The sequence below is a fragment of the Piscinibacter sp. genome (assembly GCF_047600445.1).
Classification (GTDB): domain Bacteria; phylum Pseudomonadota; class Gammaproteobacteria; order Burkholderiales; family Burkholderiaceae_C; genus Piscinibacter.
On record NZ_JASGKT010000002.1, the window covers coordinates 2,248,019 to 2,261,118 of the forward strand.

5 protein-coding genes are annotated in these 13,100 nt (G+C 72.5%); 3 read left to right on the forward strand and 2 right to left on the reverse strand.

Annotated features, from left to right (window positions below):
* The first annotated feature begins 7 nt into the window (after nt 1-7).
* From QM792_RS14815 to QM792_RS14825, 3 genes are all read left to right on the forward strand, one after another.
* Nucleotides 8-2,179, forward strand: a complete 2,172-nt coding sequence (locus tag QM792_RS14815) for a type I secretion system permease/ATPase (protein WP_415150867.1) — start codon at nt 8-10, stop codon at nt 2,177-2,179.
* Entirely contained in the window at nt 2,179-3,519 is a 1,341-nt protein-coding gene (locus tag QM792_RS14820; protein WP_415150868.1) for an HlyD family type I secretion periplasmic adaptor subunit, read from the forward strand. Before QM792_RS14815 ends, QM792_RS14820 begins: the two co-directional genes overlap by 1 nt.
* A 242-nt stretch (nt 3,520-3,761) precedes the next feature.
* On the forward strand, nt 3,762-10,226 hold the full coding sequence (locus QM792_RS14825) for an Ig-like domain-containing protein (protein ID WP_415150869.1): 6,465 nt from the start codon (nt 3,762-3,764) through the stop codon (nt 10,224-10,226).
* Nucleotides 10,227-10,282: 56 nt separating this feature from the next.
* On the opposite strand, the gene QM792_RS14830 is transcribed toward QM792_RS14825, so the two are convergent.
* Both QM792_RS14830 and QM792_RS14835 read right to left on the reverse strand, forming a co-directional pair.
* Complete coding sequence (locus QM792_RS14830) at nt 10,283-12,199, reverse strand: EAL domain-containing protein (RefSeq protein WP_415150870.1); 1,917 nt, start codon at nt 12,197-12,199, stop codon at nt 10,283-10,285.
* Nucleotides 12,200-12,221: 22 nt separating this feature from the next.
* A complete protein-coding gene (locus tag QM792_RS14835) occupies nt 12,222-12,926 on the reverse strand; it encodes a transglutaminase-like cysteine peptidase (RefSeq protein ID WP_415150871.1) in 705 nt (234 codons plus the stop codon).
* Between the last annotated feature and the right edge of the window lie 174 nt (nt 12,927-13,100).

Below are 13,100 nucleotides of genomic sequence, written 5' to 3' on the forward strand. Positions count from 1 at the left end.
CCCCGCCATGACCCAGCCGACCCCGACCGTGCGCCTGCGCGAAGACCTGATCCACCCCGATCCGCTGCTCGACTGCCTGGTCGAGCTGTGCCGGCTGCACGGCCAGGCCGCCACGCGCGCCTCGCTGGCGGCATCGCTGCCGCTGCGCGACGGGCGCCTGAGCCTCGACCTGGCCGAACGCGCCGCGGCGCGCGCCGGCATGGCCACGAAGCTGCAGAAGCTGGCGCTGGAGGCGATCGACGCCGCCGCGCTGCCGGCCATCCTGATCCTGGCCGGCAACCAGGCCTGCGTGCTGCTCGGCTGGGACGAGGGCGGCGCGCAGGCGCGCGTGCTGCTGCCCGAGACCGGCCAGGGCTCGGTGAGCCTGGCGCGCGACGAGCTCGCCGCGCGCTACGCCGGCGTGGTGCTGTTCGCGCGGCCGCACTTCCGCTTCGACGCGCGCAGCGAGGCCGACGGGGCGCCCGCCCGGCCGCTGCCGTCGCGGCACTGGTTCTGGGGCGCCCTGCTCGAGCAGCGCTTCGTCTACCGCGACGTGCTGTGGGCGGCGCTGCTGGTCAACCTGTTCGCGCTCGCCTTCCCGATGTTCACGATGAACGTCTACGACCGCGTCGTGCCGAACAACGCCGTCGAGACGCTGTGGGCGCTGGCCATCGGCATGCTGCTGGTGCTGGGCGCCGACCTGTTCATGCGCCTGCTGCGCAGCCACTTCGTCGACGAGGCCAGCGCGCGCATCGACGTGAAGATCTCGGCCACGCTGATGGAGCACGTGCTGGGCATGCGCATGGAGCACCGGCCCGAGTCGGTGGGCTCCTTCGCCGCCAACCTGCGCGGCTTCGAGCAGGTGCGCGACTTCATCGCCTCGAGCACCGTGACGGCGCTGGTCGACCTGCCCTTCGCGCTGCTGTTCGTGCTGGTGATCGCCTGGATCTCGCCGTGGCTGGCGCTGCCGGTGCTGCTGGTGGGCGCGGCCATCCTCGCCGTCGGCTGGCTGCTGCAGGGCCGGCTGCACGAGCTGGCCGAGACCACCTACCGCGCCGGCGCGACGCGCAACGCGACGCTGGTCGAGAGCCTGGCCGGCATCGAGACCATCAAGTCGCAGGCCGCGCAGAGCGTGGTGCAGTCGCGCTGGGAGCGCACCAACGTGTTCCTGGCGCGCGCGACGGTGAAGATGCGCGCGCTGTCGGCCTCGGCGATGTACGGCACCAACCTGCTGACGCAGCTCTGCTCGGTGGCCATCATCATGGCCGGCGTCTACCTGATCGCGCGGCGCGACCTGACCATGGGCGCGCTGATCGCCTGCACCATGCTGGCCGGGCGCGCGCTGGCGCCGGCCGGGCAGATCGTCGGGCTGCTGATGCAGTACCAGGGCGCGCGCACCGCGCTGGACAACCTCAACCAGTTGATGGCCCGGCCGCTGGAGCGGCCCGCCGACCAGGCCTTCGTGCAACGGCCGCAACTGCGCGGCGACATCGAGTTCCGCAACGTCGCCTTCGCCTACCCGAACCGGCGGGACGCGGCGCTGGACGGCGTCAGCTTCCGCATCGCCGCCGGCGAGCACGTGGCGCTGATCGGGCGCGTCGGCTCGGGCAAGTCGACCATCCAGCGCCTGATCATGGGTCTGTACCAGCCGAGCGCCGGCGCGGTGCTGCTCGACGGCATCGACCTGCGCCAGCTCGACCCCGCCGACGTGCGCCGCAACTGCGGCTCGGTGGCGCAGGACGTCACGCTGTTCTACGGCAGCCTGCGCGAGAACATCGCGCTGGGCATGCCCTACGCCGACGACGCCGCCATCGTCGCCGCGGCCGAGACCGCCGGCATGGCCGAGCTCGTGAACCGCCATCCGCGCGGCTTCGACATGCCGGTGGGCGAACGCGGCGAGCTGCTCTCCGGCGGCCAGCGCCAGAGCGTGGGCATCGCGCGCGCGGTGCTGCACAACGCGCCCATCCTGCTGCTCGACGAGCCGACCAGCGCGATGGACTTCTCCACCGAGGCGCAGATCACCACGCGGCTCGCGGCCTTCGCGCGCGACAAGACCGTGGTGCTGGTGACGCACCGAACGTCGCTGCTGGCGATGGTCGACCGCGTGATCGTGCTCGACGGCGGCCGCGTCGTGGCCGACGGCCCGCGCGACCGCATCATGGAGGCGCTGGCCAGCGGCCGCGTCGCGAAGGCGGCCTGATGGACCACAAGCCGCTAGCCGCCAGCGCGCCCGACGACCCGGCGGGCTTCCGCGCCTTCGAGCTGGAAGCCGACGAGGTGATGTCGCGCGCGCGCACGCGGCGCGCGCAGACCATCGTGCGCGCCACGGTGGTGGTCGTGCTGCTGCTGATCGTGTGGGCCGCCTTCGCCCGCGTGGACGAGGTGACCAAGGGCGACGGCCGGGTGATCCCGTCGCGCCAGCTCCAGCTCGTGCAGTCGCTCGACGGCGGCGTGGTGTCGGAGATCCTGGTGCAGGAAGGCCAGGTGGTCGAGCGCGACCAGTTGCTGCTGAAGATCGACGAGACGCGCGCCACCTCCGGCGTGCGCGAGAGCGCGGCGCAGGGCTTCGCGCTGCGCGCGCGCCAGGCGCGGCTGCGCGCGCTGGCCGACGGCAGCGCCTTCGTGCCGCCCAAGGCGGCCGACGGCGAGGAAGCGCGCATCGTCGACGAGGAACGCCGCCTCTACGAGACGCGCCAGACCGAGCTGGGCACGCTGCTGGCCATCAACCGCCAGCAGTTGCAGCAGCGCCAGCAGGAGCTGGCCGAGGCGCGCGCGCGCCGCGCCACCGCCGAACGCAGCCTCGACCTGGGCCAGCAGGAGCTGGCCAAGACGCGCCCGCTGCTGGCCAGCGGCGCCGTCTCGGAAGTCGACATCCTGCGCCTGGAGCGCGACGTGGCGCGCGCCCGCGGCGAAACCGAGCAGTCGGGCGCGCAGATCGCGCGCGTGCAGGCCGCCATCGGCGAGGCGCAGCGCAAGATCCAGGAAACCGAGCTGACCTTCCGCAACGATTCGCGCAAGGAACTCGCCGAGGTGGCGGGCCGCCTGAACGCGCTCAACGAGGGCGCGGTGGCGCTGGCCGACAAGGTCGACAAGTCGCAGATCCGCAGCCCGGTGCGCGGCCGCGTGCAGCGCCTGCTGGCCAACACCGTGGGCGGCGTGGTGCAGCCGGGCAAGGACATCGTCGAGATCGTGCCGCTGGACGACGCGCTGGTGCTGGAGGCGCGCATCGCGCCCAAGGACATCGCCTTCATCGCCCCGGGCCAGGCCGCCACGGTGAAGTTCAGCGCCTACGACTTCTCGATCTACGGCGGCATGGACGCCGCGGTGGAGAACATCAGCCCCGACACCGTGGTCGACGAGCGCGGCAACGCCTTCTACCTGGTGCGCGTGCGCACCAAGGGCGCGAGCTTCAACGACAAGCTGCCGCTGATTCCCGGCATGACCGCCGAGGTCGACATCCTCACCGGCAACAAGTCGGTGCTCGCCTACCTGCTCAAGCCGGTGCTCAAGGCCAAGGCCTACGCCTTGCGCGAACGCTGACGCGGCGCGGCCGCGCGCCGCGTGGCTTTTTTCCTCAAGCGGCGCCGGGCGGCGCCGACAAGCGATGGGCCGGTGTTGCACAAACGCCTTCAACCACCCTTCGGCCCGCGGCGCCTTAACCGCGCACCCAAGGGGGGTTCCGGTGATGTGCTTCACGCCCCGAGCGCCACCAGGCGCATTTAACGCAGGTCTCTCGGTTACCCTCCGTTTCCATTGCACCGCAGCATACAAAAGGCCCTGACATGCCCGTCATCGCACGCACCACCGAAGGCAAAGTCGTTTCCGTCTGGGGTCACGCCCTGATCCGCGGCGCGGACGGCCGGCTGCGCGTGCTGAAGGTGGGCGACGTCGTCCACAAGGGCGACCAGATCCTGACCACGCAGGACGGCATCGTGCAGATCAGCCCCGTCGACGGCGCGCTGCGCAGCGCGCAGGCCGAGGGGTCGTCCGGGAAGCCGGCCGCCAAGGCGGCGGCGGGCGACGAGGTCGAGCAGGCGATCACCAGCCTGAACCGGGGCGACACCGACAGCGCGCCGGCGGCCGGCCCGAGCGGCGGCGACGGCTCGCTGCAGGACGGCTACCGCGTCGAGCGCATCGGCGAGGCGCTGGGCGCCGCCGAACTGGTGCGCACCAGCGGCGACGCCGACGTGCGCCGCGACCCCGAAGCCACCGGCACCGGCCGCGCGAACGGCACGGCCGGCGGCCCGCCGGCGCTGGACGCGCCCTCCAGCGCGATCTCCGCCGCCGAAGAGGGCGCGCCCGTCAACCTCGGCCTGCGCGAGCCGGCCGGGCCCGCCGCGGGCGGAACGATCCGCGTCGACCAGGTGCCGGCGATCGGCGAGATCCACAAGGCCGACGGCACGCTGGTGACACCCGGCACGGTGCTGACGCCGGCCGACCTGCCGGGCCTGGTCTACGTGCCGCCGGCCGACTACGACGGCACGGCGCCGGTGGGCGGCTTCGACTACACGCTCACCACCGGCGACGGGCGCAGCAGCGGCGGCGGCACGACGATCGCGCTGACCGCGGTGAACGACGCGCCGCTGGCCACGCCGGGCAGTGCCACCGGCAACGAAGACAGCAGCCTACCGGTCAGCCTGGCCGGCACCGACGTCGACGGCCACATCGTCGGCGTGACGGTGACTTCGCTGCCGGCCGGCGGCACGCTATGGCTGGCCGACGGCACGACGCCGGTGGCGCCAGGCCAGACGCTGACGCCCGAGCAGGCCGCCTCGCTGCTCTACCGCCCGGGTGCCGATTTCCACGGCGACCAGACCATCCTCTTCACCGTCACCGACAACGGCGGGCTGACCTCGGCGCCGGCGGCCATCGCGCTGACCGTGGTGTCGGTGAACGACGCGCCGGTGGCGCTGAACGACACCGCCTCGACGCCGCTGAACACGCCGCTGGCCAGCATCGCGGTGCTGGCCAACGACAGCGACGTGGACGGCGACACGCTGACCGTCACCACGGCGACGCTGGCGAACCCGGCGCTGGGCACGGTGTCGATCAACCCCGACGGCACGCTGAATTTCACGCCGGCGGCCAACGTCTCCGGCCCGGTGCTGGTCAACTACACCATCGCCGACGGACAAGGCGGCACGGCCAGCGCGACGCTGACGGTCAACGTCGGCATGAACACGCCGCCGGCCGGCGCCGATGCCGGCTTCACCATCGACGAGGACAGCAGCAAGACCTTCTCGGCCGGCGACTTCGGCTTCTCCGACGCCGACGCCGGCCAGACCCTGGCGGCGGTGCGCATCGACACGCTGCCGGGCGCCGGCACGCTGACGCTGAACGGCACGCCGGTCGCGGCCGGCCAGGTGATCGCGGCGGCCGAGCTCGCGCAGCTCGTCTTCACGCCCGCGCCGAACGCGAACGGCAACGCCTACGCGGCCTTCACCTTCAGCGTGCAGGACAGCGCGGGCGACTTCGACCCGACGCCCAACACCATCACCGTCGACGTCACGCCGGTGAACGATGCGCCGGTGGCGCAGAACGACGTGGCGTCCACGCCGATCAACACCTCGCTCGGCAACATCGTCGTGCTCGCCAACGACAGCGACGTCGATGGCGACACGCTCACCGTGACGACGGCGACGCCGGCCGACCCGGCACTCGGCACGGTCTCGGTCAACCCGGACGGCACGCTGAACTTCGTGCCGGCGGCCAACGTCTCGGGCCCGGTCGTCATCAACTACACGATCAGCGACGGCCAGGGCGGCACGGCCACGGCCACGCTGACGGTCAACGTCGGCGCCAACACGCCGCCGGCCGGTGCGGACGCCACGGTCACGATCGCCGAAGACACCAGCAAGACCTTCTCGGCGGGTGATTTCGGCTTCTCGGATGCCGACGCCGGCCAGACCCTGGCCAACGTGCGCATCGACACGCTGCCCGGCGCGGGTACGCTGGCGCTGAACGGCGCGCCGGTCACGGCCGGCCAGGTGATCGCCGCCGCCGACCTCGGGCAGCTCGTCTTCACGCCGGCACCCAACACCAACGGCAATGCCTATGCGTCCTTCACCTTCAGCGTGCAGGACAGCGCCGGCAGCTTCGACCCGGTGCCGAACGCGATCACCGTCAACGTCACCCCGGTCAACGACGCGCCGGTCGCTTCGAGCAGCACCATCACGGTCGCCGAAGAATCGACCAATACACCGCTCGGCTTGACCGCGCCGACCGATGTCGACGGCGACGTGCTGACGATCACCGTCACCGGCCTGCCGGGCATCGGCACGGTCACTCTGGCCGACGGCACGCCCGTCACCAACGGCCAGGTGCTCACCGCCGCGCAGCTCGCGGGCCTGCAATTCGACGCGCCGGCCGACCTGCTCGCCGCCACGAGCACCAGCTTCACGTATTCCGTCAACGACGGTACCGTCACCGTCAGCGCCGGCACGACGATCAACGTCACGCCGGTCAACGACCCGCCGGTCGCCGTCGGCGACAGCGCCATCACGGACGAAGACACACCGCTGAGCATCCCCGCCGCCACGCTGCTGGCCAACGACAGCGATGTCGACGGCGACACGCTGAGCATCGTCAGCGTGCAGGGCGCGGTCAACGGCAGCGTCGCGCTGGTCGGCGGCAACGTCGTCTTCACGCCGGCGGCCAACTACCACGGCCCCGCTTCGTTCACCTACACCGTCAGCGACGGCAACGGCGGCACCTCCACCGCCACGGTGGCCGTCACGGTCGCCTCGGTGAACGACGCCCCGGTCGCCGCGCCCGACGCCGCCTCGACGGCCATCAACGTCGCGCTGCCGGCGATCGACGTGCTGTCCAATGACTCCGACGCCGATGGCGACACGCTGACCGTCACCTCGGCGGCGCTGGCCAACCCGGCGCTGGGAACCGTCTCGATCAACGCCGACGGCACGCTGAACTTCGTGCCGGCGGCCAACGTCTCGGGCCCGGTCGTCATCGACTACACGATCTCCGACGGCAACGGCGGCACCGCCACGTCCAGCGTCACCGTCACCATCGGCGCCAACACGCCGCCGGCCGGCGCGGACGCCACGGTCACCATCGCCGAAGACACCAGCAAGACCTTCTCGGCCGCCGACTTCGGCTTCTCGGACCCGGATGCCGGCCAATCGCTGGCGGCCGTGCGCATCGACACGCTGCCGGGCGCCGGCACGCTGACGCTGAACGGCGCGCCGGTCGCGGCGGGTCAGCTCATCGCCGCGGCCGATCTGTCGCAACTGACCTTCACACCCGCCCCGAACGCGAACGGCAACGCCTACGCGTCCTTCACCTTCAGCGTGCAGGACAGCGCCGGCAGCTTCGACCCGGCGCCGAACACGATCACCGTCGACATCACGCCGATGCCCGACCCGGCCGTCATCGGCGGCGCCTCCACCGGCCAGGTCACGGAAGCCGGCGGCCTTGCCAACGGCACGCCGGGCACGCCGAGCGCCTCGGGCACGCTGACGATCAGCGACCCCGATGCCGGCGAGTCCTCGTTCCAGACGCCAGCCTCGCTGAACGGCAGCTACGGCACGTTCACCTTCGACCCGGCCACCGGCGCGTGGACCTACACGCTCGACGACAACCGCCCCGCCACCCAGGCGCTGCCAGCCGGCCAGGTGGTACACGACACGCTGACGGTGACCAGCCTCGACGGCTCGGCCACGCAGGTGATCGACGTCACCGTCAACGGCACGAACGACAACGCCATCATCACCGGCACCGCCACCGGCTCGGTCACGGAAGCCGGCGGCGTCAACAACGGCAGCGCCGGCACGCCGGGCGCATCGGGCACGCTGGCGGTCACCGACCCCGATGCCGGCGAATCGGCGTTCCGGACGCCGGCCTCGCTGAACGGCAGCTACGGCACGTTCACCTTCGACCCGGCCACCGGCGCGTGGACCTACGCGCTGGACAACAACCGCCCCGCCACCCAGGCGCTGCCGGCCGGCCAGGTGGTGCACGACACGCTGACGGTGCAAAGCCTCGACGGCACGGCCAGCCAGGTGATCGACGTCACCATCAACGGCAGCAACGACAACGCCACCATCGGCGGCACGGCCACCGGCGTGGTGACGGAAGCCGGCGGCGTCGGCAACGCGACGCCCGGCACGCCGACCGCATCGGGCACGCTCACGGTCACCGATCCGGACGCCGGCCAGTCGGGCTTCCAGGCCCCCGCGTCGCTGAGTGGCAGCTACGGCAGCTTCACCTTCGACGTCGCCAGCGGCGCGTGGACCTACACGCTGGACAACAACCGCCCCGCCACGCAGGCGCTGGGCGCGGGCCAGGTGGTGCACGAGACGCTGACGGTCACCAGCGCCGACGGCACGGCCACGCAGGTGATCGACGTAACGGTCAACGGCGCGAACGACGCGCCGGTGGCGCGCAACGACAGCGCGGCCGTCAACGCCGGCGCGTCGACCAGCGCGAGCGCGGCCGGCGGCGTGATCCTGGCCGGCGGCAATGCCGGCAGCGCGGACACCGACGTGGAAGGCGACACGCTGAGCGTCGTCGCCGCGACCGCCGGCACCGGCACACCGGGCACGGCGGTCGGCGCCGCGGGCACCAGCTTCACCGGCAGCTACGGCACGCTGCTGCTGCGCAGCGACGGCAGCTACACCTACACCACCTCCGCCGCGGCCGATGCGATCGCCACCGGCACGACGCGCAGCGACGTGTTCACCTACCAGGTCAGCGACGGCCACGGCGGCACCGCCAACGCGACGCTGACGGTGCAGGTGGCCGGCCAGGCCGACACGCTGACCGCCGCGCCGCCGACGACCACCGCGCTGACGAACACGCTGGGCCTGACGGGCGACTACTACGGCTACAACGACTTCAACCCGACCGGTACGAATGCGAACCGCCGCCACGGCGACGACGGCACGGTGGGCAACCTCGACCACGTCTCCGACTTCGACACCATCGTCAACGGACGCAACGCCACGGCCGGCGGCAGCGGCAGCATCCTCGGCACCAACACCGCCGGGGTGTCGGGCGCGGCCGACGCGCACTTCATGGTCCGCACGCTGGACTACGGCAACTCCGCCAATCCCGTCAGCGCCTCGCTGGGCACCAACGTCAACGTCGCCGCGGGCGGCTCGGTCTCGGGCCTGACCGTCGACAACAGCCAGCTCTACAGGTTCCTCAGCGGCGGCGGCGACCAGGGCACGCTGACGGTCACCACCGGAACGGCCGACAACGACAACCTCGGACGCGGCCCGACCAGCGGGCTGGGCAGCACCAGCGACGCCGCGATCCGCATCACCGGCGACGTCTACCTCGCCGCGGGCGTGTACGACATCCGCGTGACGGCCGATGACGGCTACCGTCTCAAGCTGGGCGGGCAGACGGTCGCGATGGTCGACGACATCCAGTCGCCGACCACACACACCTACACCGGCGTCGGCCTGGAAGGCGGCCTGACGCCGCTGGAACTGCTGTACTGGGAACAGGGCGGCAACGCGGTGCTGAAGATCGAGTACAAGCTCAGCGGCTCCAGCACGTGGTCCACGCTGTCCAGCGACAACGCACCGCTGTTCTCCGCCGGCACCGCGCCGGTGCTCGCCGAGACCGACCAGATCATCCGCGTCGGCGGCGACTGGGTGATCCAGCACGGCTCGACGATCGACGGCGGCGCCGGCAACGACAGCATCACCGGCAGCGCGGGCAACGACAGGCTGATCGGCGGTTTGGGCAACGACACCCTGGCCGGCGGCGCTGGCAACGACATCCTGATCGGCGGCCAGGGCGACGACACGCTGACCGGCGGCGCCGGCCGCGACGTGTTCCGCTGGCAGCTCGGCGACGCGGGCACGGCCGGCGCGCCGGCGCGCGACACCATCACCGACTTCAACAACGCGAACTACGCGGGCGACGTGCTCGACCTGCGCGACCTGTTGATCGGCGAGAGCCACGCCCTCAACACGGTCGGCAACTTCGCCACGACGGCCGGCAACAACGGCACGAACGCGCTGGTGACCACCGCCGACGCCGGCAACCTGTCGAACTACCTGCACTTCTCGACCGTCGTCAACGGCGGCACCACGTCGACGGTGATCGAGATCAGCTCGACCGGCCAGTTCTCCAGCGGCTACGCCGGCTCGAAGGTGGACCAGGTGATCACGCTGGCCGGCGTGAACCTCACCGCCGGCTTCGGCGGCGACGACAACGCCATCATCGCCGACCTGTTCAAGCGCGGGAAACTGATCACCGACACCAGCGGGGGCTGAGCCTCGCTCGCGCAGTGCCGCGACGGGGCTTCGACAGGCTCAGCCCGAACGGAATTTCAGCCGCCCTGCGCGCTGATCCACGGCCCGGTCTGCGCGTCGACGCCGCAGCGCCACAGCGCGGCGGCGTCGTCGGCCTGCGCAACGCCCTCGGCGATCACCTGCGCCGACAGGCTGTGCAGCATCGCCGCCACGCCGGTGACGAAGCCGGCGCGCTGCGCATCGCGGCCGACGCCGCGCGTGATCGAGACGTCGAGCTTGACGTAGTCCAGCCCCAGCTCGAAGAGCCGCTCGACGCGGCCGATGCGCTCGCCGGCGTGCTCCAGGCCGATGCGCGCGCCCAGCGGGCGCAACTGGCGGCCCAGCTCGCGCAGCAGCTCGAAGCGCTCGGCGGCGGCGGCCTCGGGCAGCTCCAGCCAGAGCTGGCGCGCCGCCTGCGGCGCCTGCAGCAGTTGCGCGCGCAGCCGCGCGACGAAACCGCCGTCGGCCAGCGAGGCGGCGGCGAGGTTGACGGCGCGCGGCCGGCCGTCCAGCGCGATCGCACCGAGCGCGAGCGACAGCGCGCGTTCGTCGAGCGCCGCGGTCAGCCGCGCGCGCGCGGCCAGCGGCAGCCAGCGCGCGGCCGGCTCGGGTTCGCCCTCGGGGTCGAGCTGCACGCGCAGCGGGCATTCGAGGTGCAGCACCTGGCCGGCCGCATCGCGCACCGGGTACTCCACCAGCGCCACGCGGCCGGCGGCCAGCGCTTCGTGCAGCCGGCGCCGCCAGCCGCCTTCGCCCAGGCTCGCCAGCGACTGGCCGCCCTCGCCCACGGTCTCGACGGCGAAGGCGCCCTGGGCCTCGGCGCGTGCCAACGCCAGGTCGGCCTGCGCCATCAGCGCGGCCAGCGGCGTGCCGCGCGCCACCTCCACCGCGCCGGCGGCCACCGCCGCCTGCTTGCCGAAGGCCGGCAGCAGCGCCTGCAGCGCGGTGGTGACGGCACGCGCGGTCTCTTCGGCCAGGCCGCCCACCGGCAGGCACATCGCGAAGTCGGAGCCGTTCAGGCGCCCGACGAAGCAGCCGTCGACACGCGCCGTGTAGGCCTCCAGCGCCTGCGCGATGGTGGTGATCATGCGGTCGGCGCTGTCGTGGCCGATGGCGCGGTTCAGCTCGGCGAGGTCGAGGATGCGCAGCAGCACCAGGCCGCCGTCGGCGCTGCCGTCCTCGCGGTGCAGCGCGGCGTCGAGCCGGCCCATGAAGTGCGCGCGGTTCGACAGGCCGGTCAGCGCGTCGCCGTTGGCCTGGCGGCGCAGCGCTTCGAGCTGCTTGGCCTGGCCCTCGAACACCTGCTTCAGCCGCGCCACCATCGAGTTCATCGCGCGCACCAGGCGGCGCAGCTCGGGCGTGGAGGGTTCGGCCACGGTCACGTACTCGCCGCGTTCGAGCGAATGCGCCTGCGCCACCGCGAGATCGAGCGGCGCGCGGATGCGCCGCACGATCAGCGCGCCGGCCAGCGCCGCCAGCAGGCCGAGCAGCAGCATCGCCGCGGCGCCGCGCTTGAGCGCGCGCCACAGTTCGGCGTAGGCGTAGGCGTCGTGGCTCTCGACCTCGACGCGGCCGAGCGCGTGCCAGCCGTCCGACACCTGCGCCACGCCCGGCGCGGCGGCGATCGGCAGCGCGCGCTCCAGCCAGGCCGGCGCGGTTTGCGCCTGCGGCGGCGCCTCGCGCACCAAGCGCGGCGCGCCGTCGGCGCCGACGAGGCGGATGCGCCGGTAGTAGCCGGTGTCGAACTGCGCCGCCAGCGCCAGCTCCATCAGCGCGGCGTCGCCCTTGAGCTGCGACAGCACCTGCGCCAGCGCGGTGGCGTTGTCGGCGTTCTTCAACTGGAGCTGCGTCTGCAGCGTGTCGCGCATCGCGTCGGTGTGGATCGCCACGCCGCCGACGAAGGACAGTACCACGACGACGAGCAGCTTGAGCCAGATCTGGCCGATCAAGGACATGGGTTCCTCCCTGCTTTCATTGTCAGTGGAATCCTTCGGCGCGCGCCTTCGCGATGACTTCGCGCCAGCGCGACAGCCGGTTCACCGGGTCACCCGCCGAGGCGCTGCCGGTGCCCTGCCACAGCCCCTCGCTGTTGAAGCTGAACACCGGCGTCAGGTCGGGCCGCTGCGAGGCCGGGCGCAGCTCGGCGACGAGGTTGTCGAGGATCAGCGGCTCGGCGCCGGGCTGCGCGTACCACGCGAGCACCATGTGCGCCTGGCTGACGGCGTCGGCGCCGCCGGGCGCGCCGATGCGGGCGCGCACGTAGACCAGGCGCAGCCGGCCCACCGGCACGCCGGCGGCGAGCAGGCTGAAGTACTTGGCGATCGCGTAGTCCTCGCAGTCGCCCTGCCCCCTGGCGAGCGTTTCCAGCGGGCTGGCCCAGTGGTCGTTCTCGCCCCACACCGCGAGGTCGTCGGCGAAGGCGATGCGGCGGTTGAAGAAGTCGTTGACGGCCACCAGCAACTGCGTCTCCTCGCCGCGCGCGGCCTCGGCCAGCAGCGGCTGCAAGGCCTTGACCGCCGCCACCGCCTGCGGGCCGAGGCGCTGCGCGGCCTGCGTCATGCGGTCGCGGTCCCAGGCCTGGCCCACCGAGGCCGCCAGCAGCGCGCAGCCCAGCGCGGCCGCGACGAGGCGGCGCAGCCAGGGCCACGGCAGCGGCAGGGAGGAAAGCAGCAACGGGCGCATCGACGCCTTGTTCTCGTCCGATCGCCACCCGGCTTGAGCGCTGCGAAGGCGCCGCAGCGCACGCTCGCGGTCGCAATCTGTTGCAAATCGACGCGGGCGTGCAGTTCAGCCGTGAAAAACGTCGGGGGCCGCGTCATTCGCCGCGGACCGAGCGTCGGCGCTCACTACACTCGA

What these genes read in the sequence shown, in the direction of transcription:
- QM792_RS14830 (WP_415150870.1), bottom strand. Translation starts at nt 12,199, where the DNA reads ATGTCCTTGATCGGCCAGATCTGGCTCAAGCTGCTCGTCGTCGTGGTA.
- QM792_RS14825 (WP_415150869.1), top strand. Translation starts at nt 3,762, where the DNA reads ATGCCCGTCATCGCACGCACCACCGAAGGCAAAGTCGTTTCCGTCTGG.
- QM792_RS14835 (WP_415150871.1), bottom strand. Translation starts at nt 12,926, where the DNA reads ATGCGCCCGTTGCTGCTTTCCTCCCTGCCGCTGCCGTGGCCCTGGCTG.
- QM792_RS14815 (WP_415150867.1), top strand. Translation starts at nt 8, where the DNA reads ATGACCCAGCCGACCCCGACCGTGCGCCTGCGCGAAGACCTGATCCAC.
- QM792_RS14820 (WP_415150868.1), top strand. Translation starts at nt 2,179, where the DNA reads ATGGACCACAAGCCGCTAGCCGCCAGCGCGCCCGACGACCCGGCGGGC.